The organism is Cognatiluteimonas lumbrici, from assembly GCF_006476065.1.
Taxonomy (GTDB): domain Bacteria; phylum Pseudomonadota; class Gammaproteobacteria; order Xanthomonadales; family Xanthomonadaceae; genus Cognatiluteimonas; species Cognatiluteimonas lumbrici.
On sequence record NZ_ML636798.1, the window covers coordinates 244,193 to 264,284 of the forward strand.

24 protein-coding genes, 2 tRNA genes and 1 other RNA gene are annotated in these 20,092 nt (G+C 72.7%); 16 read left to right on the forward strand and 11 right to left on the reverse strand.

Features of this window, described 5'->3' with window-relative positions:
- Nucleotides 1-3 precede the first annotated feature (3 nt).
- From E4F25_RS01240 to dnaQ, 3 genes are read left to right on the forward strand one after another with little or no spacing between them, the layout of a single operon-like run.
- Complete coding sequence (locus E4F25_RS01240) at nt 4-654, forward strand: class I SAM-dependent methyltransferase (RefSeq protein WP_246069683.1); 651 nt, start codon at nt 4-6, stop codon at nt 652-654.
- The gene (rnhA, locus tag E4F25_RS01245) at nt 651-1,106 is read left to right on the forward strand and encodes a ribonuclease HI (RefSeq protein WP_140908468.1); all 456 of its coding nucleotides are present in this window, start codon (nt 651-653) and stop codon (nt 1,104-1,106) included. The genes E4F25_RS01240 and rnhA overlap by 4 nt, the downstream gene beginning before the upstream one ends.
- 10 nt (nt 1,107-1,116) lie before the next feature.
- Nucleotides 1,117-1,860 carry a DNA polymerase III subunit epsilon gene (dnaQ, locus tag E4F25_RS01250; protein WP_140908469.1) on the forward strand — a complete coding sequence of 248 codons (744 nt, stop codon included), beginning with the start codon at nt 1,117-1,119 and terminating at the stop codon, nt 1,858-1,860.
- Nucleotides 1,861-1,908: 48 nt separating this feature from the next.
- On the opposite strand, the gene E4F25_RS01255 is transcribed toward dnaQ, so the two are convergent.
- Nucleotides 1,909-1,998: transfer RNA gene (locus tag E4F25_RS01255), tRNA-Ser, on the reverse strand.
- Nucleotides 1,999-2,065: 67 nt separating this feature from the next.
- Here E4F25_RS01255 and E4F25_RS01260 point away from each other — a divergent pair.
- Nucleotides 2,066-2,770 carry a PP2C family protein-serine/threonine phosphatase gene (locus E4F25_RS01260; RefSeq protein ID WP_140908470.1) on the forward strand — a complete coding sequence of 235 codons (705 nt, stop codon included), beginning with the start codon at nt 2,066-2,068 and terminating at the stop codon, nt 2,768-2,770.
- Between the two features lie 15 nt (nt 2,771-2,785).
- On the forward strand, nt 2,786-3,193 hold the full coding sequence (locus E4F25_RS01265; RefSeq protein ID WP_140908471.1) for a DUF6165 family protein: 408 nt from the start codon (nt 2,786-2,788) through the stop codon (nt 3,191-3,193).
- Here the strand turns inward: E4F25_RS01265 and E4F25_RS01270 are convergent.
- Nucleotides 3,172-4,263, reverse strand: coding sequence for a glycosyltransferase family 9 protein (locus E4F25_RS01270; protein WP_140908472.1), 1,092 nt, complete (start codon nt 4,261-4,263; stop codon nt 3,172-3,174). The genes E4F25_RS01265 and E4F25_RS01270 overlap by 22 nt on opposite strands.
- Nucleotides 4,264-4,284: 21 nt before the next feature.
- Between E4F25_RS01270 and E4F25_RS01275 the strand changes: the two genes are divergently transcribed.
- Together E4F25_RS01275 and E4F25_RS01280 are read left to right on the forward strand one after the other, a co-directional pair.
- A complete protein-coding gene (locus E4F25_RS01275; protein ID WP_140908473.1) occupies nt 4,285-5,046 on the forward strand; it encodes a 3-deoxy-D-manno-octulosonic acid kinase in 762 nt (253 codons plus the stop codon).
- Nucleotides 5,046-5,825, forward strand: a complete 780-nt coding sequence (locus E4F25_RS01280; RefSeq protein ID WP_140908474.1) for an MBL fold metallo-hydrolase — start codon at nt 5,046-5,048, stop codon at nt 5,823-5,825. Before E4F25_RS01275 ends, E4F25_RS01280 begins: the two co-directional genes overlap by 1 nt.
- Here E4F25_RS01280 and ffs read toward each other — a convergent pair.
- Nucleotides 5,812-5,908, reverse strand: an RNA gene (gene ffs / locus E4F25_RS01285) — signal recognition particle sRNA small type. The two genes, E4F25_RS01280 and ffs, sit on opposite strands and share 14 nt — an antisense overlap.
- A gap of 46 nt (nt 5,909-5,954) precedes the next feature.
- A tRNA-Ser gene (locus E4F25_RS01290) sits at nt 5,955-6,047 on the reverse strand.
- Nucleotides 6,048-6,087: 40 nt separating this feature from the next.
- Here E4F25_RS01290 and dnaX point away from each other — a divergent pair.
- The 4 genes from dnaX to E4F25_RS01310 are packed head-to-tail and all read left to right on the forward strand — an operon-like array spanning nt 6,088 to nt 9,080.
- Nucleotides 6,088-7,791, forward strand: coding sequence for a DNA polymerase III subunit gamma/tau (gene dnaX, locus E4F25_RS01295; protein ID WP_140908475.1), 1,704 nt, complete (start codon nt 6,088-6,090; stop codon nt 7,789-7,791).
- A 26-nt stretch (nt 7,792-7,817) separates the two neighbouring features.
- Entirely contained in the window at nt 7,818-8,138 is a 321-nt protein-coding gene (locus E4F25_RS01300) for a YbaB/EbfC family nucleoid-associated protein (RefSeq protein WP_140908476.1), read from the forward strand.
- Nucleotide 8,139: 1 nt separating this feature from the next.
- Nucleotides 8,140-8,736, forward strand: coding sequence for a recombination mediator RecR (gene recR, locus E4F25_RS01305; protein ID WP_140908477.1), 597 nt, complete (start codon nt 8,140-8,142; stop codon nt 8,734-8,736).
- Entirely contained in the window at nt 8,733-9,080 is a 348-nt protein-coding gene (locus tag E4F25_RS01310; RefSeq protein WP_140908478.1) for a histidine triad nucleotide-binding protein, read from the forward strand. The genes recR and E4F25_RS01310 overlap by 4 nt, the downstream gene beginning before the upstream one ends.
- A gap of 6 nt (nt 9,081-9,086) precedes the next feature.
- On the opposite strand, the gene E4F25_RS01315 is transcribed toward E4F25_RS01310, so the two are convergent.
- From E4F25_RS01315 to E4F25_RS01330, 4 genes are read right to left on the reverse strand one after another with little or no spacing between them, the layout of a single operon-like run.
- Nucleotides 9,087-9,584 (reverse strand): Slp family lipoprotein, encoded by a 498-nt coding sequence (locus E4F25_RS01315; RefSeq protein ID WP_140908479.1) that lies wholly within the window; start codon nt 9,582-9,584, stop codon nt 9,087-9,089.
- Between the two features lie 27 nt (nt 9,585-9,611).
- Nucleotides 9,612-11,600, reverse strand: coding sequence for a transglutaminase TgpA family protein (locus E4F25_RS01320; protein WP_140908480.1), 1,989 nt, complete (start codon nt 11,598-11,600; stop codon nt 9,612-9,614).
- On the reverse strand, nt 11,597-12,577 hold the full coding sequence (locus E4F25_RS01325; RefSeq protein ID WP_140908481.1) for a DUF58 domain-containing protein: 981 nt from the start codon (nt 12,575-12,577) through the stop codon (nt 11,597-11,599). Before E4F25_RS01325 ends, E4F25_RS01320 begins: the two co-directional genes overlap by 4 nt.
- A gap of 2 nt (nt 12,578-12,579) precedes the next feature.
- Nucleotides 12,580-13,533, reverse strand: coding sequence for an AAA family ATPase (locus E4F25_RS01330; protein ID WP_140908482.1), 954 nt, complete (start codon nt 13,531-13,533; stop codon nt 12,580-12,582).
- A 46-nt stretch (nt 13,534-13,579) separates the two neighbouring features.
- Here E4F25_RS01330 and E4F25_RS01335 point away from each other — a divergent pair, with 46 nt between their 5' ends.
- Nucleotides 13,580-15,421 (forward strand): glycosyltransferase family 39 protein, encoded by a 1,842-nt coding sequence (locus tag E4F25_RS01335; RefSeq protein WP_140908483.1) that lies wholly within the window; start codon nt 13,580-13,582, stop codon nt 15,419-15,421.
- Here E4F25_RS01335 and E4F25_RS01340 read toward each other — a convergent pair.
- Genes E4F25_RS01340 through E4F25_RS01350 form a run of 3 tightly spaced genes read right to left on the reverse strand, consistent with a single transcriptional unit; the run spans nt 15,408 to nt 17,042 of the window.
- Complete coding sequence (locus tag E4F25_RS01340) at nt 15,408-16,106, reverse strand: class I SAM-dependent methyltransferase (protein WP_140908484.1); 699 nt, start codon at nt 16,104-16,106, stop codon at nt 15,408-15,410. The genes E4F25_RS01335 and E4F25_RS01340 overlap by 14 nt on opposite strands.
- Complete coding sequence (locus E4F25_RS01345) at nt 16,103-16,678, reverse strand: Maf family protein (protein ID WP_140908485.1); 576 nt, start codon at nt 16,676-16,678, stop codon at nt 16,103-16,105. Before E4F25_RS01345 ends, E4F25_RS01340 begins: the two co-directional genes overlap by 4 nt.
- A 4-nt stretch (nt 16,679-16,682) precedes the next feature.
- The gene (locus E4F25_RS01350; protein WP_140908486.1) at nt 16,683-17,042 is read right to left on the reverse strand and encodes a hypothetical protein; all 360 of its coding nucleotides are present in this window, start codon (nt 17,040-17,042) and stop codon (nt 16,683-16,685) included.
- Nucleotides 17,043-17,164: 122 nt separating this feature from the next.
- On the opposite strand from E4F25_RS01350, the gene E4F25_RS01355 reads away from it, so the two are divergent.
- The 4 genes from E4F25_RS01355 (at nt 17,165) to fabD (ending at nt 19,979) form a co-directional block, all read left to right on the forward strand.
- The gene (locus tag E4F25_RS01355; protein ID WP_140908487.1) at nt 17,165-17,689 is read left to right on the forward strand and encodes a YceD family protein; all 525 of its coding nucleotides are present in this window, start codon (nt 17,165-17,167) and stop codon (nt 17,687-17,689) included.
- Between the two features lie 43 nt (nt 17,690-17,732).
- Nucleotides 17,733-17,927 carry a 50S ribosomal protein L32 gene (gene rpmF / locus E4F25_RS01360; protein WP_140908488.1) on the forward strand — a complete coding sequence of 65 codons (195 nt, stop codon included), beginning with the start codon at nt 17,733-17,735 and terminating at the stop codon, nt 17,925-17,927.
- A gap of 6 nt (nt 17,928-17,933) precedes the next feature.
- Nucleotides 17,934-18,905, forward strand: a complete 972-nt coding sequence (locus E4F25_RS01365; RefSeq protein ID WP_140908489.1) for a beta-ketoacyl-ACP synthase III — start codon at nt 17,934-17,936, stop codon at nt 18,903-18,905.
- Between the two features lie 138 nt (nt 18,906-19,043).
- A complete protein-coding gene (fabD, locus tag E4F25_RS01370; RefSeq protein ID WP_140908490.1) occupies nt 19,044-19,979 on the forward strand; it encodes an ACP S-malonyltransferase in 936 nt (311 codons plus the stop codon).
- Nucleotides 19,980-20,092 lie beyond the last annotated feature (113 nt).

Sequence of the window (20,092 nt, forward strand, 5' to 3'; positions counted from 1 at the left end):
ACCATGCAACCCGCTTCCATCAACGGTCAACCCGCCGGCGCCGCCAGCTGGTTCGGCAGCGGCCCGGGCCGGGCGCTGCTCGACAGCGAGGCCGACAGCGTGCGCGAGGCGCTGGCCGGGCGCCCGGGGCAGCCGTGGCTGTGGCTGGCGCCGTGCGCCCACGGCGCGCGCCCCGCCGGGCATGGCCTGCGCCTGCAACCGGACGGCGACGGTTGGCGCGGCGACGCGCGCTGCGCGCTGCCCCTGCCGCTGGCGAACGAGTCGGTGGCCACGATCGTGCTGCAGCACGTCGCCCGCGGCAGCGACGCCCCGGCGTTGCTGGAGGAATGCGCGCGCGTGCTGGTGCCCGGAGGGCTGCTGTGGCTGTTCGGGCTGAATGCACTCTCGCCCTATCGCTGGCGCTGGGCCGGGAACGGCCTGGGGGCGTCCGAGCCGCTGCCCTGGCGGCGCCGCCTGCGCGCGGCCGGGCTGGTACCGGACCCGGTCTCGCGCGGCCTGGGCCCGCGCTGGCATCCGGTCAGCGTGAGCGGCGGCCACCACGGCCCGGGCCTGCGTGCCGGCTGGATGCTGCGCGCGGAGAAGCGCGTGTCGCCGCTCACCCCGGTGCGCCAGCGCGGGCCGCTGCGCATCGGCGGCGGAGTCCCGGCGGCATGACCGTGGCGGAGTCGGCCAAGCAGGTCGAGATCCATACCGACGGCGCCTGCCTGGGCAATCCCGGCCCGGGCGGCTGGGCCGCGCTGCTGTGCTTCCGCGGGCGCGAGAAGGAGATCGCCGGCGGCGAACCGCTCACCACCAACAACCGCATGGAGCTGACCGCCGCGATCATGGCGCTGGAGGCGCTCACCGAAGGCTGCACGGTGGTGCTGCACACCGACTCGCAGTACGTGCGCCAGGGCATCACGCTGTGGTTGCCGAACTGGCTGCGCCGCAACTGGCGCACCGCCGGTGGCGACCCGGTCAAGAACCAGGACCTGTGGGAGCGGCTGCACGCGGCCTGCGCGCGGCATCGCATCGATTGGCGCTGGGTCAAGGGCCACAGCGGCAATCCCGGCAACGAGCGCGTCGATCGCCTCGCGCGCGAGCAGGCCGAGCGCTTCAGGCGGTAGACTGCACCCGATGCGACAGATCGTGCTCGACACCGAAACAACCGGCCTGTCCTGGGAGAAGGGCAACCGCATCGTCGAGATCGGCTGCGTCGAGCTGGTCGAGCGGCGTCCCACGGGACGCACCTGGCAGCGCTACCTCGACCCGGAATGCGACTTCGAGCCGGGCGCGCAGGAGGTCACCGGACTGACCCGCGAGTTCCTCGCCGGCAAACCAAAGTTCGCCGACGTCGCCGAGGACTTCCTGGCCTTCGTCGACGGCGCCGAGCTGGTGATCCACAACGCCGCCTTCGACCTGGGCTTCCTCGATGCCGAGTTCGCGCGCCTGGGCCGCGGCCATCGCCCGCTGCGCGAGCTGTGCGCGGTCGAGGATTCACTGGAACTGGCGCGGCAGCGTTACCCCGGCCAGCGGAATTCGCTGGACGCGTTGTGCAAGCGGCTCGGCGTGGACAACTCGCACCGGCAGCTGCATGGCGCGCTGCTCGACGCGCAGCTGCTGGCCGAGGCCTACCTGGCACTGACCGCCGGGCAGGGCGAGATCGGCTTCGACGCGGTCGCCGCCGGCGGCGGCGCCAACGCCGCGGCGATGGCCGTTCCGGTGGCCGCGGGGCCGCGCCCGCGGGTGCTGGTCACCGCCGCCGAGCGCGAGGCGCACGAGGCGCGGCTCGCGGTGCTGCGCAAGAAGGCAGGCGGGGCGGCGGTCTGGGACCGGCCGGTGGACGAGGCCGCCGCCGAGCCGGCGCTCGCGGTGGCCTGAATGGCCCCCGAAAAACGAACGGACCCACGAGGGGTCCGTTCTTCCATCTGGCGGAGAGGGTGGGATTCGAACCCACGGTACGCTTGCACGTACGCCTGATTTCGAGTCAGGTACATTCAACCACTCTGCCACCTCTCCGGTGGGCCGGAAATGATACGGGGCAGGGCCGCCTCGGACAAGCAAGGCGGCATCTGGACAAGCGACCATGATCGAGTTCGGACACCTGACCCACCCGGGCCTGCGGCGGGAGCTGAACGAGGACACCTACCACGGCGACGGCGAACTGGGGCTGTGGCTGGTCGCCGACGGCATGGGCGGGCACGAGTACGGCGAGGTCGCCAGCGCGCTGGCGCGCGAGGCGATCGTGCGCGAGGTCGGGCGCGGCGCCTCGCTGGCGCAGGCGATCCGGGTGGCCGACGAGGAGATCATCGCCGCCTCGCGCCAGCGCAGCGACGCCCTGCCGATGGGGACCACGGTGGTCGCGGCGCGGGTGGACGGCGGGCGGTTCGAGGTGGCGTGGGTCGGCGACAGCCGCGTCTACCTGTGGCGCGACGGCAAGCTGGTGCAGCTGTCGCAGGACCACAGCTACGTGCACGAGCTGATCGAGCGAGGCGAGATCAGCGTCGAGCAGGCGCGCACCCACCCGCAGCGCAACGTCGTCACCCAGGCGTTGGGGGTGACCCAGCCGCAGGACCTGAACGTGGAGACCATGTCCGGCGAGTTCGGCCACGGCATGCAACTGCTGCTGTGCAGCGACGGGCTGACGGAAGAGGTGCCGGACGCGCAGATCGCCGGGATCCTCGCGCGCCAGGACTGCAGCGCGCAGGAGACGGTGGACGAACTGGTCTCGGCGGCGCTCGACAACGGCGGCTCGGACAACATCACCGCGATCCTCGTGCGCCGCGGCTGAGGGTAGAATCGCGCCATGGACAACGAACTGCTCGTACCCGTCTCCTACGGCGAACTGCTCGACAAGATCGCGATCCTGCAGATCAAGTCCGAGCGCATGACCGACCCCGGCAAGGTCGCCAACGTGCGCAAGGAGCTGTCCGCGCTCGAGCGCACGTGGATGGCGCATCCGGCGGCGCAGAAGGACATCGCCGAGCTGCGCGCGCGGCTCAAGGCGGTCAACGAGCGCCTGTGGGTGATCGAGGACGACATCCGCATCAAGGAGAAGGCGCAGGCCTTCGACGACGAGTTCATCCGCCTGGCGCGCAGCGTGTACGTGCAGAACGACGAGCGCGCGCGCATCAAGAAGGACATCAACCTCGCGTTGGGCTCGGCCTACGTCGAGGAGAAGTCCTACCAGGACTACGGCGCGGGCCCGGCGTAGCGCTCGAAGGCGGCGATGCCGTCCTCCACCGTCACCAGGTCCATCACGCCATCGGCCTCGATGCGCGTGCCCCAACGCAGTTCGCTGGCCGGCTTGCCGAGGTACCTGCGCGCGGCGTCGTCGTAGCGGTTCGCGCAGAAGCGACGGTCGGAATAGGGTCCGCTGCGGTCGGGGTTGGTGGCCGCGTGCAGGCCGAGCACCGCGGTGCCCATGGCGTTGGCGATGTGCATCGGCCCCGAGTCCGGGGTCATCAGCAGGTCGGCGCGCGCCAGCAGCGCCGGCAGCTGCTTGAGCGTGTCCTTGCCCACCAGGTCGAGCGCCGGCCCGCGCATGGCCGCGAGGATCGCGTCGGTGGTCTCGCGCTCCAGCGTGCTGCGGCCGCCGCACAGCACCACCCGCCAGCCGCGCGCGATCGCGTGGTCGGCGACCGCGGCGTAGCGCTCGGCGCGCCAGTTGCGGCGCGCGTGGCTCGAGCACGGCGAGACCATCAGCACCGGGGTGCCGTCGTCGGGCCATTGCGCGCGTGCCCAGGCGTGCGCTTCCGCCGGCACCGGCAGGTTCCACTCGACCACGCCCTGCACCAGCCCGAGCGGTTCGCAGAAGCTGCCGATCGCGTCGAGCACGTGGATGCCGGGACGGTCGGGGATGCGTTCGTTGACGAACAACCCGTGCAGGTCCTTGGAGCGCGAGCGGTCGTAACCGATGCGCCGGCGCGCGGGGATGAACGCCGACAGCAGGTTGGCGCGCGCCGCCACCTGCAGCTGCAGCAGCGCCTCGAAGCGGCGGCCGCGCAGTTGCCGGCGCAGCGCGCGCATGCCGGCGAGGCCGGAGCGCTTGTCGTACTCGATGAACTCCACGCCGGGCAGGCCTTCGAGCAGGCGGTGCTCGCCGCGGCCGATCACCCAGGTCACCGGCGTCTCCGGCCAGGCATTGCGCAAGGTGTGCAGCAGCGGCAGCACGTGGGTCACGTCGCCGAGCGCCGAAAGCCGAAGCAGGCACAGCGAAGCCGGGGCCGGCGGGGGTTGCGCGGCGCGCAGGGGCGCTGCCGGAAGGGCGGAATCGGTCGTCATGGCCTTGCTAGACTTCGCCGGATGGTCGCCTTCGACGCCAGCGAAAGCCTGACGCCATTCGAATGGCAGCGCGACGGACGCGCCGGGTATGGCGCGATTCTGTTCGACGCGCAGCGGGTGCAGCAAGCCGAGCCGGAATGGTTCGACCCCGCGTACTGGGGCGAGCGCGCACGGCCGGTCGCCGCGGGAGGCCGCGGCGGCGCCTGGTTCGTGGACGCACCGTTCGGCCGCGCGGTGCTCCGGTTCTACCTGCGCGGCGGCCTGCCGGCGAAGCTGAGCCGCGACCGCTACCTGTGGCGCGGTGCCGACAACACCCGCGGCTTCGCCGAGTTCCGGCTCACGCGCGCGCTGCACACGCTCGGCCTGCCGGTGCCGCGCCCGATCGCCGCCGCGTACTGGCGCCACGGCCTGACCTGCCGCGCCGCGATCCTGCTCGAGCGCCTGGAGGAGACGCGCCCGCTCGCCGAGCTCGCCGCCGAGCAGGGCTCGCAGGCGCCGTGGGAGAAGGCCGGCAAGCTGGTCTCGCGCTTCCACCGCGCCGGCCTCGACCACGCCGACCTCAATGCCCACAATCTGCTGTTCGACGCCCATGGCCGGGGCAGCATGATCGATTTCGACAAGAGCGTGATGCGGATCCCCGCGACCGGCTGGCGCGAGGCCAACCTCGCGCGCCTGCGCCGCTCGCTGCTCAAGCGCCGCGGCAGCCGCGAGCGCGAAGCGGTGCTGCGCGACTTCGATCGCCTGTACGCCGCCTACCGGGCCGACTGGGAGCGCGGCATCTGATGGACGCCGGCGAATCGCGCTGGTCGCTGCGCTTCCACGGCGTCGGCAATTCGCACGCCACCGCGCTGGGCTCGGCGATGGCCACGATCGAACGCGACGGCGCGCCGTGGCTGGCCATCGACTGCGGCAGCGAGGGCCTGAGCGCGCACGTCGCGCAATACGGCGCGATGCCGCGCGCGCTGTTCATCACCCATGCCCACCTGGACCACGTCGGCGGCTTCGAACGCCTGTTCGGCGACAGCTACTTCGCCGGCAACCGCGACACCCGCGTGTACCTGCCCGCCGACCTGGTGCCGCTGATGCAGCAGCGCATCGCCGGCTACCCGAACGTGGTGGCCGAGGGCGGGGCGAACTTCTGGGACGCGTTCCGGCTGGTGCCGGTGGGCGACCACTTCTGGCACGACGGCGTGCGCCTGGAGGTGTTCGAGGCGCGGCACCACTGGCCGCGCACCGCGTTCGGCCTGCGCCTGCCCGGGAGCCTGGCGTGGACCGGCGACACCCGGCCGATCCCGGAGGTGCTGGCGCGTTTCGCGGGCGATGGGGAGCTGGTGGCGCACGACTGCGCCTTGCGCGGGAATCCCTCGCACAGCGGCATCGACGACCTGGAGCGCGAATACCCGCGCGAGCTGCTGTCGCGCTGCGTGCTGTACCACTACGGCGGCGACGAAGACGCCGCGGCGATGGCGGCGCGCGGGCACCGCGTCGCGCGCCCTGGCGAGGTGCTGGAACTCGCGCCCCCGAAAGGCGGGCTTCCGAAAGGCGGCGACCCCGCCGGCTGACCTCGGCACCCGCGTCGATCGATACCGTTGCTGCCTTCCGGCCCTGGCGGGGTTTTCGACCTAGCGTCGCGAGGGGCCGACGGGGCCACCATTGGAGCGGGCTGCGCGAACACGTGCAGCCTGGGGATTTGGCGGAGAGAGGGGGATTCGAACCCCCGAGGCGGTGTTTAGCCGCCTACACACTTTCCAGGCGTGCTCCTTCAACCACTCGGACACCTCTCCGCTGGGCGGGCAATTCTACCTGCTCATGCCACAATGGGCCATGTCCTATCTCGTCCTAGCCCGCAAGTGGCGCCCCCGGCGCTTTTCGGAACTGGTCGGCCAGGAACACGTGGTCCGGGCGCTCACCAACGCCCTGGAAACGGGCCGGGTCCACCATGCCTTCCTGTTCACCGGCACCCGCGGCGTCGGCAAGACCACCATCGCCCGGATCTTCGCCAAGTCCCTGAACTGCGAGCGCGGGACCTCGGCCGAGCCCTGCGGCGAGTGCGAGACCTGCCAGGCCATCGACGCCGGCCGCTACATCGACCTGCTGGAGATCGACGCCGCCTCCAACACCGGCGTGGACAACGTCCGCGACCTGATCGAGAACGCCCAGTACATGCCCTCGCGCGGGCGCTACAAGGTGTACCTGATCGACGAGGTGCACATGCTCTCGAAGCCGGCGTTCAACGCGCTGCTGAAGACGCTCGAGGAGCCGCCGGCGCACGTCAAGTTCCTGTTCGCGACCACCGACCCGGAGAAGCTGCTGGTGACGGTGCTGTCGCGTTGCCTGCAGTTCAACCTCAAGCGCCTGGACGAGGACCAGATCGCCGGCCAGGTCACGCGCATCCTCGAGGCCGAGGGCATCGCCAGCGAGCCGGGCGCGGTGCGCCAGATCGCGCGCGCCGCCGACGGCAGCCTGCGCGACGGCCTCTCGCTGCTCGACCAGGCGCTGGCCTACACCGGCGCCGGCGAGGGCAAGGGCTGTCTCGACGATGCCGGGGTGGCGGCGATGCTCGGCACCGTGGACCGCACCCGCATCGGCGCGCTGCTCGACGCGCTCGCCGACGGCGACGGCAAGGCCCTGCTCGACGAGGTCGCCACCCTGGCCGGATTCTCCCCGGACTGGGGCGGCGTGCTCGACGCGCTCGCCGAAGCGCTGCACCGGATCCAGGTGCGGCAGCTGGTGCCGGAGGCGGCGGTCGAGGAGGGCGGCATCGCGCTCGATCGCCTGGCGCAGGCCCTGCGCCCGGAGCTGGTGCAGCTCTGGTACCAGATGGCGCTCAACGGGCGCCGCGACCTGCCGCTGGCGCCAGGCGCGCGTGCCGGTTTCGAAATGGTGGTGCTGCGCATGCTCGCGTTCCGCCCGGCGGATGCGGGCGCCGACGAAACGTCGCCGGGTCCGGCGCAACCGGCCGCGCGCGGCGGCAAGGGCGGGGTCGCGGCGGCACGCGCGGCGCTCGCCGAGGCGCCCGCGGGCGGGGGCCGCACGCGCGCCGCGGCGCCGCGTGCCGAGAGCGCGCCTGTTGCGCCTGCCGCGCCCGCGCGCATCGAACCAACGCCGCCGGCCGCAACGCCCCCGTCGCCCGCGACGGCGACCCTCGATCACGACGGCTGGATCGCACTTGTCCGAGACTCCGATCTTGCCGGTCCGGCGCGGCAACTGGCGGCACACGCCGTGTTCGTCGGCCATGCCGACGGCGTGCTGCGGCTGGCGCTGCCACCCGAGGACGCGCTGCTCAAGAAGTCGGTGCGCGCGCTGGAAGCGGCATTGGCCCCGGCGCTCGGTGGCAGGGTGCAGGTGAAGTTCGAGGACGTCGCCCCCGCCGGCGGCGAGACCCTCCACCAGCGCAGCGAGCGCGAGCGCGACGCGCGCCAGGAGGCGGCCGAGGCCGGTTTCCTGGCCGACCCCGGCGTGCGCCGGCTGATGCAGCGCCACGGCGCCACCGTGGTCCCCGATTCGATCCGTCCCCACGACGACTGACCCCCACACGACAGCAGGTGCAGCAGATGCGCGGAAACATCGCCCAACTCATGCAGCAGGCGCAGAAGATGCAGGAACAGATGCAGCGCGCCCAGGAAGAACTCGCCAACCTCGAGGTCACCGGCAACGCCGGCGGCGGCATGGTGAACGTCACCCTGAGCGGGCGCATGGAATGCCGCCGCGTGCGCATCGACCCGAGCGTGCTCTCCGACCCGGAGATGGCCGAGGACCTGGTCGCGGCGGCCTTCAACGACGCCGTCAACAAGGTCAACGCGGCCTCGCAGGAAAAGATGGGTGCGGCCACCGCCGGCCTGCCGCTGCCGCCCGGGATGAAGCTGCCGTTCTGACGTGTCGTCGGCATTGCTCGAACAATTGATCGAGGCCCTGCGCGTGCTGCCCGGGGTCGGGCCGAAGTCCGCGCAGCGCATGGCCTACCACGTGCTCGAACGCGAGCGCGACGGCGGCCGCCGCCTGGCCGACGCGCTCGCCGCCGCGGTCGAACGCATCGGCCACTGCGCGCGCTGCCGCGACTTCAGCGAGAGCGAGGTCTGCGCCACCTGCGCCAGCAGCGCGCGCGACGTGCACGTGCTGTGCGCGGTGGAGTCGCCGGCCGATCGCCTCGCGATCGAGCAGGCCACCGGCTACCGCGGCCTGTACTTCGTGCTGCAGGGCCGGCTCAGCCCGCTCGACGGCATCGGCCCGCGCGAACTCGGCCTGGACACGCTGGCCGCGCGCCTGGCCGAGGGCGAGGTGCAGGAGCTGATCATCGCCACCAACCCGACGGTCGAGGGCGAGGCGACCGCGCACTACCTCGCGCAGCTCGCGCGCCAGCACCGGGTGCGCCCGAGCCGGCTTGCGCACGGCGTGCCGCTGGGAGGCGAGCTCGAATACGTGGACCGTGGCACGCTGTCGCATGCCTTCGGAAGCAGGAGCGAGATGCCATGAGCGACACCATCTTCCACAAGATCATGCGGCGCGAGATCCCGGCCGACGTGGTGTACGAGGACGAGCACCTGATCGCATTCCGCGACATCGCGCCGCAGGCGCCGGTGCACGTGCTGTTCGTGCCCAGGGTGGACATCGCCAGCATGAACGACCTGCAGGCCTCGCAGGCCGAGGTCGTCGGCCGGCTGGTGGTGGCGGCCGCAGCCTACGCGAAGCGCGAGGGATTCGCCGAGGACGGTTACCGCGTCGTCATCAACTGCAACGAGGACGCCGGGCAGACGGTATTCCAGCTCCACCTGCACCTGCTCGCCGGCGCCCCGCTGGGCCGCTTCGGCACCCCGTAGCCGGGGCTAGTACCACCAGCCCCAGGGCGCGCCCCAGTACGGGTACGGGCGGTGCACCACGTTCACCCGCTCCTGCACCGGCCACAGGTACACGACCTCGGCATCGAGCCGCGGGAAGCGGTAGTCGTAGCCGCCGATCTTGCGGGTCTCGTAGCCGGCGATGCGCCCGGTGAAGGTCACCTCGCGATCGGCCTGGAACAGCGCCGGGTCGTAGAAGCCCTGGCGGCAGGCGATGAAGCGGCCGCCGACCTCGTCGCTGGCCCAGTACGGACGGCCCTGGCTGTCGAGGCGGGTGGAGATCATCTCGAAGCAGGTGCGGTTCTGCTGCGGCTCGACGCTGACGACGCGGCCGCCCCAGCGCACCAGCGCGCCGGTGGCGTCGCGCGCCGCGGCCTCGTGCGGGGTGATGCCGGTGTACTGGCCCTGCAGCGGCACCGGGTAGGTGGCGCAGGCCGACAGCAGCAGCGCGGCGCAGGCGAGCAGGGCAAGTCGGATCTTGGGCATGGCGGGTCTCCTTGGCGATTCGTGGCCTCAGCGGGGGCGATGCCGGCGCAGTTCGCGTGCCAGTGCGCGCAGCGCGCCGACCCCTGCCTGCCCACGAGCGTAGCGCGCGCTGTTGAAACGGGACATGAGCCGGAGCAGGGTTTCGGCCTCGCCGGGGCGGATCGCGGCCACCCGTTCAGCCCATCGTGACGCCGGCTCGTGCGGTGCCCGGGCCAGCACCGGGGCCAGGCGCGCGTAGCGCTTTTCCAGCCGCCGCCAGGCGCGCAGCAACGGGTCCTGCTCGCGGCTGGCGCGGGCGACCAGCCAGCCCATCCACAGCAGCGAGAGCACGGCGGCACAGACGAACAGGCCGGCCAGCCGCGCCGCCGGCAGTTCGGGGAGGCCGAGCGGCTGCAGCAACTGCCGCTGGCGGGTGGCGTCGAAGCCGAGCACGAAATCGTTCCAGCCGCGGCGCAGCCAGTCGCTGACGTCCATCACCGGGGTGGCGATGTCGCCAAGCACGCCGCCGGCGCCTGGGGCGCGGTCGGCGAGGGTGTCGTAGATGCGTTCGGGCGCGACCGCGGCGGTCGGGTCCATGCGCACCCAGCCACGATCCTCGAGCCAGACCTCGGCCCAGGCGTGCGCGTCGGAGTTGCGCACCAGCCAGTAGCCGCCGATGGGATTGCGGTAGCCGCCGACGTAACCGGTGACCACGCGCGCCGGGATCCCGGCCGCGCGCATCAGCACCACGAACGCCGAGCTGAAGTGCTCGCAGTAGCCGGCGCGCGTGTCGAACAGGAATTCGTCCACCGCGTTGCGCCCGGCCAGCTCCACCGCGAGGGTGTAGCCGAAGCCGTCGTTGATCATGCGCATCGCGCGCTCCGCGATCGCTGCATCGGCCCCCGGGCCATCGCCGGCCTCGCTGCGCCACTGCCGCGCCATCGCCACGGTGCGCGGGTTGAAGCCCTGCGGCAGCTGCAGCGCCATCCGGCGCATGGTCTCGCGCAGTTCCGGCGCGAAGCGGCGCGGCGGCGCGGACACCATCTCCCAGTGGGTGAGCGATCCCAGGCGACGCTGTGCGTACAGACCGTAGTCCAGCGACAGCGAGGTGCCCTGCGGCGCCGCCCGCGGCAGTTCCAGCGCGACCATCTGGCGGCGGTCGGTCGGTTCCAGTTCCAGCCGGTAGCGCCAGCGTGCCGGCCCCGGCTCCACCGGCGCCGGGGGCAGGCCGCGCAGCCAGTCCGGGCGCGTCCAGGTGCGGCCGTCGTAATGCCACAGCACCGGGCCGCGCCAGTACATCTGCTCGCGCGCCGGGGTCGCGCCATGGAACTGCACGCGCAGCGCGGTGGTGTCGTCGTTGAGCACTTCCAGCCAGTCGCCGGGCGACATCGTGTCGGACAGGCCGGGCCGTGCCATCGCCCGCTCGGGCACGCCCCACAGCGGCGACGCCAGGCGCGGGAACAGCCAGAACGCGGCCAGCGCCAGCGGCAGCCCGATCGCCACCAGCCGCCAGACGCGCGCGAGCCGGCGCATCGGCCGTGGGGCGTGGCGGGTGTCGCCCGACTCGAGTTCGGCCATGCGCAGCAGTGCCGCCAGCGCGAGCGTGGCGCCCAGCAGGGCGAGCAGCAGCGGCAGCGGCCCCTGGTCGAGCAGGAAGGTGGCGAACGGCGCGAACAGCGCGAACCCGACCAGGCTGCGGCCGTCGCGCAGGCGCTGGGTTTCGGCCGGCTTGATCGCCAGCATCGCGGCGAGCAACGCACAGGCGGTGTCGCGTCCGAAGCCGCGCGACTGCGACAGCGCCAGGGCCACCAGCACCAGCGCCAGCAACAGCCGCGCCCAGCCCGGGACCGGGCGCCGCCAGGACAGGGCGCCGACCGCGAGCGCGGCGGCGCCGATCGCCAGCGCCAGCATCGGCGGCAATTGCAGCAGCAGCGGCAGCAGGCACGCGCCCGCGGCCAGCAGTGCCCACGCCCGGCTCTGCGCATCCAGCAACGGGCCGGCGCCTGCCTGCGGGTCGCGCTTGCGTGCGCGCTTCATTCGGGCGCTCCGTCGCGGAACGGCATCAGCGCCAGCGCGCGCAGGCAGGCGTGGCGGTGCTGCACGCCGGACCCCGGCCCGATCGGAGGCTGCCCCGGCAGTTGCAGGCGGTAGCGGCGGCCTTCGCGTTCGGCGTCGTCCACCCAGCGCGCCAGCCTGCGGATGCGCGTTTCGTAGGGCAGCGCGTGCAGGCCGTTCCAGTCGAGTACCACGTCGGCGCCGCGCGGCTGTTCGTACTCGCGCACCAGCAGCGTGTCGCGGCGCGCGGACGGCTTCCACGCGATCGCCCGGCGCGGGTCGCCGCGGCGGTAGGCGCGCAGGTGGTGGACGTCGTCGCCGGCCGGGTCGAGGCGCGCGCTGCTGGCGGCGCCGGCGCCTTCCGGCAGTGGCGGTGCCTGCACTTCCGGCGTGGGGTAGACCAGCAGCGGCGCCGCCGGCCAGACCCAGGCCCAGGCGCGCGCGAGGCCGAGCGGACGGGTGGTGGAAATGCGCAACCGTCCCGGCGCCAGCCAACCGCGCTGGTGGGTGGGCAGCGACAGCACCGCCTGGCCGACGCCGTCGTCGAGCGACAGCACGCCGGCATGCTCGCCGCGCGCGAGCCGCAGCCCGCGGCGCTGGCGCCCACGCGGCGCGCGCACGTGCACGTGCACCTGCAACGGCGCCCCGGCCGGCACCGGCTCGGCTTCCACCGCGAACACCTGCAGGCCGCTCAGCTGCAGGTGCGCCGCCATCAGGCTGGCATTGGCGGCGCCGGCCAGCAGCAACGCCAGCAACAAGGCAGGGTTGTTGTTGTAGTTGAGCGCGCCCACGCCCATCGCCAGCAACAGGGCGGCGAAGAACCAGCCGAACCCGGTCGGCAGCAGGTAGATGCGGCGCCGGTCCAGCGCGACCGGGAGCGGCTCGGGGCCGCGCGGGCGCGCCAGCGACAGCAGCCGCGCCGACAGCGAGCGCAGCGACGGCAGCCGCGGCGCGGGCATGCTCAGTCCACCGGCACCGCGTGCAGGATCGCCTTGGCCAGCGCCTCGTGCGCGCCGGCGTCGGCGTCCGGCACCAGCCGGTGCGAGGCCACCGCCAGGAACAGCGCCTGCACGTCCTCGGGCAGCACGTGGTCGCGGCCGAGCAGCAATGCGTAGGCGCGGGCCGCGCGCAGCAGCGCGATGCCGGCGCGCGGCGACAGGCCCACGCGTACTCCCGGATGCTGGCGGCTGCGCGTGAGCAATGCCTGCACGTAGCCGAGCAACGCATCGCTGGCGTGCACCTGCGCCACCGCGGCGCGCAGCGCGAGCACGTCCTCGGCGCCGAGGACCGGCAGCGCGCGCGCGATCAGGTCGCGGCGGTCGTCGCCGGCGAGCAGGGTGCGTTCGGCGGCCTCGTCCGGATAGCCCAGCGCCAGCCGCAGCAGGAAGCGGTCGAGCTGCGAGTCGGGCAGGGGATAGGTGCCCGACAGGTCCACCGGGTTCTGCGTGGCGATCACGAAGAACGGATCGGGCAGCGGGTGGGTGGTGCCGTCCACCGTCACCTGGTGCTCGGCCATCGCCTCGAGCAGCGCGCTCTGCGTGCGCGGCGGCGCGCGGTTGATCTCGTCGGCCAGCAGCACGTGCGCGAAGACCGGGCCGGGATGGAACTCGAAGCGTCGCGCCTGCGCATCGAACACCGACACGCCGACGATGTCCGAGGGCAGCAGGTCGGAGGTGAACTGCACGCGCTGGAAACCGAGCCCGAGGGTCGCGGCCAGCGCATGCGCGAGGGTGGTCTTGCCCAGCCCGGGCAGGTCCTCGATCAGCAGGTGCCCGTCCGAGAGCAGCGCGACGAACGCCAGCCGCACCTCGCGCGGCTTGCCCAGGACCAGCGCGTTGACCTGGTCGAGCGCCCTCGACAACGCGTTGCGCAGGTGCTCGGGTAGCATGGCGCGGAGCGGGGGCGTGGCGGGCATGCGCACCTCCTGGACGAATCACGCGAGTGTACCGAGGCAGGGACGGATGCAGGTAACGACGCCGGCACGACGCTGGTTCCTTGTGCTGTGGGTCACGTTGCTGGCGGTGAAGCTGCTGCTGGCGGCGCGGCTGCCGCTGTTCGTGGACGAGGCCTTCTATTGGCAGGAGGGGATGCACCCGGCGTGGGCGTATTCCGACCTGCCGGCACTGACCGCGTGGCTGATCCGCCTGGGGGTGGAAGTCGGCGGCAACAACGCGTTCTCGGTGCGCCTGCCGTTCCTGCTGCTGGCCGCGGCCGTGCCCTGGCTGGTGGCGCGGATCAGCGCGCGCGAGTTCGGCGCCGCGGCGGGCTGGCAGGCGGGCAGCTTCGCGATGCTGCTGCCGCTGGCAGGCACCCTCGGCCTGCTGGCGGTGCCGGACGTGGCGATGGCGCTGGCCACGCTGCTGTGCATGGACGCGGGCACGCGCCTGCTGCGTGGCGTGAGCGCGGGCGCGGCGGTGGAACTGGCCCTGGGCCTCGGGCTCGGTGCACTGACCCATTACCGCTTCATCGCCGTGCTCGCGGTCGGTGCCGTAGCGCTCCTGCTGCTGCCCGAGGGACGGCGCGCGCTGCGCGACCCGCGCGTGATCGTGGCGATCGCGTTCGGGTTCGCGGCGTGGGCGCCGCTGGTGGGCTGGAACATCGACAACGCCGAGGCCGGGCTGCGCTTCCAGCTCGTGGACCGGCACCCGTGGGCGTTCCATGCCGACGGCCTGTGGTTCCTGCTGGTGCAGGCGCTGCTGGTGACCCCGCTGCTGTTCGCGGCGCTGGCGATCGCGGCCTGGCGCCACCTGCGCGGCGGCGCGCTGGTGGCGCGCTATTTCGCCTGGCTCGGGGTGCTGCTGGTCGGCGGCTTCTTCGTGCTCGGCTTCTTCGCCGACACCGAGCGGGTCAGCTTCCACTGGCCGTTGCCGGGCTACATGGCGCTGTTGCCGTTGTTGCCGGGGGTGCTGCGCGGCTGGCCCGCCTGGCTGCGCCGCGCCACCACCGCGCTGGCGGCGCTCGGTCTGCTGGCGATGCTCGGGTACTACGCCGCCGTCTCGGTGCCCGCGTTGCGCGCGGAGTCCTCCGACACCAAGGCCTACCCGGCCAACTTCGCCGGGTGGGAGCCGCTGGCCGAGGCGGTGCGCGGGATGCGCGCAGGCATGCCCGCGGACACCCGGGTCGTCGCCGACAACTTCAAGGTCGGGGCCGAGCTGGGCTTCGCGCTCGGCGACCCGGACATCGCGGTGCTGCCGCATCCGCTCAACCGCAAGCACGGGCGCGCGCCCCAGCTCGCCCTGTGGAAGCTGCGGGTGGACGGGCGCGAAGACCTTGGTCCGCATCCGGTGCTGCTGGTGGTCGGCGCCACCGAGGTCGAGTACAAGCATTTGTTGGCGCGCTACCACGAGCTGTGCCGGCGCATGGGTCCGCTGCCGCCGCCGCGCACGGTGCACGTGGACCACGGCCGCCAGCGCTTCCTGCTGTTCGCGCTCGCGCGCGAGCCCGCGACCGGGCCGTGCACCGCGCCCGCGATGGCATGGTTCGACGGACCGGCGCCCGGCAGCCGGGTGGGACGCAGCTTCGACGTGGCCGGCTGGGCGTTCAAGGACGGCGTCGGCATCGCGCGCGTGGAGGTGACGGTGGACGGGGAGGTGGTCGCGGAGGCCGACTACGGCAGCCCGCGCACCTACGTTGCCGAGTACTGGAAGATCTCCACCGACGAAGCGCATCCGCGGGTCGGCTTCGATGCCCGGGTGGACCTGCCCAAGGACATCGGGCCCGGCGTGCACTGGCTCGGGCTGGTGCTGCACGGCAAGGACGGCAGCCGCGAGCCCTGGCCGCGGCAGCGGATCATCGTCGAGTAGCGAGCATCACCGTCCGCCGGTGGCCGCCGAAGCTGCGTGGCGGGGTCCACAGGAAGGCGTCGTCGAAGCCGGCATCGCGCACCCGCGCGGGGAGGTCGCGGCCGTAGTCGCGATACACCAGCACGCTACCCGGCCCGTTGAGGCGATCGCCGTGGTACGCGGGCGGCAACAGGTGCTCGAGCGAGGCGCCGCTGCCGCGGGCGCGCTCGACGGTCGCGTCGGCATCGTGCATCGGCACGGTCAACGCGAGCCAACCGCCCGGCGCCAGCACGCGGTGCAGTTCGCGGAACCCGGCGCGGTCGTCGGGCACGTGCTCGAACACCTCGGTCGAGGTGCACAGGTCGAAGCTGCCGTCGGCGAAGCTCAGCCGCTGCACGTCCTCGCAGCGCACGCCGTCGCGCAGGCTGCCCGGTTCGACGCCGTCCAGGTACTCGCTGGTGGCGACGCTGCCGCAGCGACGCCGCAGCCAGGCGAGGGCGGCGCCGGTAGTGGAGAGTTCATAGGCCCGGCGCGCCGCCAGCCCGGGCACGTGCGCGGCGACCGCGGCGACCAGCGACAGGTGCACCGGCGTGCCGCGGCAGCGCAGGCAGCGCACCAGCATCTCGTCGTCGCCCAGCACCGCCAGCAGCGAGGGGCCGCAGCCCGGGCAGCGCAGCGGTGCGAGGCGCAGGCGCGAGGGCTTCACGGCAACTGGAAGCCGGCCTGGCGCAGCAGGCCCGCGGTGGCGATCAGCGGCAGGCCGACCAGCGCGGTCGGATCGCGCGACTCGATCGCCTCGAACAAGGTGATGCCGAGGCCCTCCGACTTGAAGCTGCCGGCGCAGTCCAGCGGCTGCTCGGCCTCGACGTAGCGCGCGATCTCCGCCTCCGACAGGGCCCGGAAGCGCACCGTGGTCGTGTCCAGCGCCTGCAGGCGCCGGCCGTCGCCGTGGGCCAGGCAGACCGCGGTATGGAAGCGCACCGCGCGGCCGGCCATGGCCGCCAGCTGGGCGCAGGCGCGCTCCCGGCTGCCGGGCTTGCCCAGCGGGGCGCCCCCGAGTTCGGCGACCTGGTCGGAGCCGATCACCCAGGCATCGCCGTGGCCGCGGGCGACGGCGGCGGCCTTGGCCTCCGCGAGGCGGACGGCGAGCGCTGCCGGCGCCTCCCCGGACAGCGGCGATTCATCCACGTCCGGGCGCGCCGCCGCGAACGGCAGCCGCAGCCGCGCCAGCAGTTCGCGCCGGTAGGGCGAGGTGGAGGCGAGGACCAGCCGTGGCATGGCTTCAGTGCAGGCTCGGCGCGCGGGCGCGCTCGATCCGCGCCAGCTGCTGGTCGATCCGGCGCCGGCCGGCGTCGATCGAGTCGCGGACCTGGTCCAGCTGCTCGACCGAGGCCTGCTGGCCGTGCTGCTGCAGCCACAGGCGCTGGCGCAGCATTTCCTGCATGGCATCGCGCACCGGGTTGTCCTCGCTGCCGGCCACGGCCTCGATCTCGGCCCGCGCCTCGCGCAGCCGGGCCTCGAGCGCGTCGGCCGAATCCAGCACCTGGGCAAGCGCCCGCTGGCGGCGGTTGCCGCGGCGCAGGGACACGAACAGCACCGCGGCGACGGCGGCGAGGGTCAGCAGCGCGATGGCGAGGGTCAATGTCCGATCCGGCCCGGGCGGACCGCCAGTCTGCCGCGCCCCGGGACCCCGGGCAAATCCCCGTGGCGCAAGGACTTGCGGGTTTGACAGGACCCCGGCCGACCCTTAACATTTTGCGGCTTATGTCCGCTGGAACGCTGCCGGAAGTGCTGGACGCCTGGCGCATGGTGGCCGCGCGACGGGGCTTCGAGGGAACCTTGCCGTTGTCCGCGCTGGAGCGCCTCGTCGAGGTGCTCAGCGACGACGAGGGCGAGGTCCATTACGCGATCGAGTTCGACCGCGACGCGCTGCAGGTCCCGTACGTGGAGGTGCGGCTGCAGGCGGCGCTGCCGTTGACCTGCCAGCGCACCCTGCAGCGGTTCCTGCAGCCGGTGCAGCTGGCGCAGCGGCTGGCGCTGCTGCCCGCGGGCACCGACCTGGAAGCCGCGGAAGCCGGCTTGCCGGAAGGATACGAGCCGCTGCCGCTGCCGCCCGATGGCGCGCTGCGGCCGCAGGAGCTGGTCGAGGACGAGTTGATCCTCGCGGTTCCGGTGGTACCGATCTCGCCCGGAAGCGAGGCGGTGGAGCGGGACTGGTCCCCGCCGCGGGAAGACGCGGCGAAGGCCAGCCCGTTCGCGGCGCTGGAAGCGCTGAAGAAGCGCGACTGACCGATAATTAGTTGCATCACGCATTCAAGCTGGAGCGATTCCCATGGCTGTGCAGAAGTCCCGAGTTTCCCCGTCCCGCCGTGGCATGCGCCGCGCCCACGACGCGCTGAGCGCCAAGCAGCTGGCCACCGACCCGACCTCGGGCGAGACCCACCTGCGCCACCACGTGACCGCCGACGGCTACTACCGCGGCCGCCAGGTGGTCGCGCCGAAGACCAAGATCGTCGAAGAAGACTGATCCCTGATGGCCTTCGCGCGCATCGCGGGCACCGGCAGCTACCTGCCGGAGAAGGTGCTGACCAACGACGACCTGGCGAAGATCGTCGATACCAGCGACGAGTGGATCGCCAGCCGCACCGGGATCCGCGAGCGGCATGTCGCGGCCGAGGGCGAGACCACCGGCGACCTGGCGTACCAGGCCGCCGTGCGCGCCATGGAGGCCGCCGGCGTGGATGCCTCCGAGCTCGACCTGATCGTGCTCGGGACCACCACGCCCGACCTGGTCTTCCCGTCGACTGCCTGCCTGCTGCAGGCCCGTCTGGGCGTCGCCGGCTGCCCTGCGTTCGACGTCAACGCCGCCTGCTCGGGCTTCATCTACGCGCTGTCGGTGGCCGACAAGTTCATCCGCGCCGGCGCCGCGAAGACCGCGCTCGTGGTCGGCGCCGAGACGCTCACCCGCATGCTCGACTGGAACGACCGCAGCACCTGCGTGCTGTTCGGCGACGGTGCCGGCGCGGTGGTGCTCAAGGCGGACGAGGAGACCGGCATCCTCGGCACCCACCTGCACGCTGACGGCGCCAAGAAGGAACTGCTGTGGAACCCGGTCGGCGTGTCGGTCGGGTTCAAGCCGGAGGAGCACAACGCCGGCGTCAAGGTGCTGATGACCGGCAACGAGGTCTTCAAGCACGCGGTCAAGGCGCTCGATGCGGTGGTCGAGGAAACGCTGGCCGCCAACGGCCTGGACCGCCACGAGATCGACTGGCTGATCCCGCACCAGGCCAACCTGCGCATCATCGAGGCCACGGCCAAGCGCCTGGACATGCCGATGGATCGCGTGATCGTCACCGTGGACCGCCACGGCAACACCTCTTCGGGCTCGGTGCCGCTGGCGCTGGACGAAGCGGTGCGCTCGGGCAAGATCGAGCGCGGCCAGATGGTGCTGCTCGAGGCCTTCGGCGGCGGCTTCACCTGGGGCAGCGTGCTGCTGCGTTACTGATCATGCGTGTGGGAGCGCGCCTTGCGCGCGATCGCGGCCAAGGGCCGCTCCCACATACGCTGCAGTACAGACGATCCCGGAGGCTGGTGATTATCATGCGCGTCCCTTTTGCAGCCCCCGCTCGTTCCGCCTGATCCGATGACCGCTTCGCTCGCCTTCGTGTTTCCCGGCCAGGGGTCGCAGTCCAGCGGCATGCTCGGCGCGCTCGCCGACGCGCATCCGCTGGTCCGCACCACGTTCGCCGAAGCCTCGGACGGCGCGGGCGTGGACCTGTGGGCGCTGTCGCAGGACGGCGATGCGCGCCTGGACCAGACCGAGTTCACCCAGCCTGCGCTGCTCGCCGCCGGCGTTGCCGTGTGGCGCGCGTGGCTGCATGCCGGCGGCGCGCAGCCGATGGCGCTGGCCGGACACAGCCTCGGCGAGTACAGCGCGCTGGTCGCCGCCGGCGCGCTGTCGCTGGCCGATGCCGCGCGCCTGGTGCGCCTGCGCGGGCAGCTGATGCAGGACGCCGCGCCCGCGGGCACCGGCGCCATGGCCGCCGTGCTCGGCGCCGAGGACGAAGTGGTCGCCGCGGTGTGCCGCGAGGCCACCGGTGACGAGGTGGTCGTGCCGGCGAACTTCAATTCCCCCGGCCAGGTGGTCATCGGCGGCCACGCAGCCGCGGTGGACCGTGCGATCGCGCTGCTCGCCGAGCGCGGCGTGCGCAAGGCGGTGAAGCTGGCGGTGAGCGTGCCGTCGCACACGCCGCTGATGCGCGAGGCCGCCAACCGCCTGTCCGAGGCGATGGCCGGCCTGCGCTGGCAGGACCCGAAGCTGCCGGTGGTGCAGAACGTCGACGCGGAAGTGCACGAAGGCGTGCAGGCGATCCGCGATGCGCTGGTGCGCCAGCTCTACCTGCCGGTGCAGTGGACCGGCTGCGTGCAGGCCCTCGCCGCGCGCGGCGCCACCCGCATCGCCGAATGCGGCCCCGGCAAGGTCCTCAGCGGCCTGTGCAAGCGCATCGACAAATCCCTCGACGCCCGCCCCCTCGGCACCCCCGACGACTTCGACGCCGCGCTGGCGGACTGGAAATAATTTTTAGCCACAGATTCCACTGATTGGAAAGGATCAAAGCGGATCAATCAGTAATGGGTTCGCTGCACGTTGGCAGATCGCCGCGAACCCAATCCTTTTTTCATCTGTGAAAT

Excerpts from the sequence above, each read along its gene's own strand:
- E4F25_RS01300 (WP_140908476.1), top strand. The coding sequence starts at position 7,818 with ATGCGCGGAAACATCGCCCAACTCATGCAGCAGGCGCAGAAGATGCAG.
- E4F25_RS01310 (WP_140908478.1), top strand. The coding sequence starts at position 8,733 with ATGAGCGACACCATCTTCCACAAGATCATGCGGCGCGAGATCCCGGCC.
- E4F25_RS01265 (WP_140908471.1), top strand. The coding sequence starts at position 2,786 with ATGGACAACGAACTGCTCGTACCCGTCTCCTACGGCGAACTGCTCGAC.
- rnhA (WP_140908468.1), top strand. The coding sequence starts at position 651 with ATGACCGTGGCGGAGTCGGCCAAGCAGGTCGAGATCCATACCGACGGC.
- E4F25_RS01325 (WP_140908481.1), bottom strand. The coding sequence starts at position 12,577 with ATGCCCGCGCCGCGGCTGCCGTCGCTGCGCTCGCTGTCGGCGCGGCTG.
- fabD (WP_140908490.1), top strand. The coding sequence starts at position 19,044 with ATGACCGCTTCGCTCGCCTTCGTGTTTCCCGGCCAGGGGTCGCAGTCC.
- E4F25_RS01270 (WP_140908472.1), bottom strand. The coding sequence starts at position 4,263 with ATGACGACCGATTCCGCCCTTCCGGCAGCGCCCCTGCGCGCCGCGCAA.
- E4F25_RS01320 (WP_140908480.1), bottom strand. The coding sequence starts at position 11,600 with ATGAAGCGCGCACGCAAGCGCGACCCGCAGGCAGGCGCCGGCCCGTTG.
- E4F25_RS01315 (WP_140908479.1), bottom strand. The coding sequence starts at position 9,584 with ATGCCCAAGATCCGACTTGCCCTGCTCGCCTGCGCCGCGCTGCTGCTG.
- dnaX (WP_140908475.1), top strand. The coding sequence starts at position 6,088 with ATGTCCTATCTCGTCCTAGCCCGCAAGTGGCGCCCCCGGCGCTTTTCG.
- E4F25_RS01365 (WP_140908489.1), top strand. The coding sequence starts at position 17,934 with ATGGCCTTCGCGCGCATCGCGGGCACCGGCAGCTACCTGCCGGAGAAG.
- E4F25_RS01240 (WP_246069683.1), top strand. The coding sequence starts at position 4 with ATGCAACCCGCTTCCATCAACGGTCAACCCGCCGGCGCCGCCAGCTGG.
- E4F25_RS01335 (WP_140908483.1), top strand. The coding sequence starts at position 13,580 with ATGCAGGTAACGACGCCGGCACGACGCTGGTTCCTTGTGCTGTGGGTC.
- E4F25_RS01275 (WP_140908473.1), top strand. The coding sequence starts at position 4,285 with ATGGTCGCCTTCGACGCCAGCGAAAGCCTGACGCCATTCGAATGGCAG.
- E4F25_RS01280 (WP_140908474.1), top strand. The coding sequence starts at position 5,046 with ATGGACGCCGGCGAATCGCGCTGGTCGCTGCGCTTCCACGGCGTCGGC.
- E4F25_RS01355 (WP_140908487.1), top strand. The coding sequence starts at position 17,165 with ATGTCCGCTGGAACGCTGCCGGAAGTGCTGGACGCCTGGCGCATGGTG.
- dnaQ (WP_140908469.1), top strand. The coding sequence starts at position 1,117 with ATGCGACAGATCGTGCTCGACACCGAAACAACCGGCCTGTCCTGGGAG.
- rpmF (WP_140908488.1), top strand. The coding sequence starts at position 17,733 with ATGGCTGTGCAGAAGTCCCGAGTTTCCCCGTCCCGCCGTGGCATGCGC.
- E4F25_RS01345 (WP_140908485.1), bottom strand. The coding sequence starts at position 16,678 with ATGCCACGGCTGGTCCTCGCCTCCACCTCGCCCTACCGGCGCGAACTG.
- E4F25_RS01260 (WP_140908470.1), top strand. The coding sequence starts at position 2,066 with ATGATCGAGTTCGGACACCTGACCCACCCGGGCCTGCGGCGGGAGCTG.
- E4F25_RS01330 (WP_140908482.1), bottom strand. The coding sequence starts at position 13,533 with ATGCCCGCCACGCCCCCGCTCCGCGCCATGCTACCCGAGCACCTGCGC.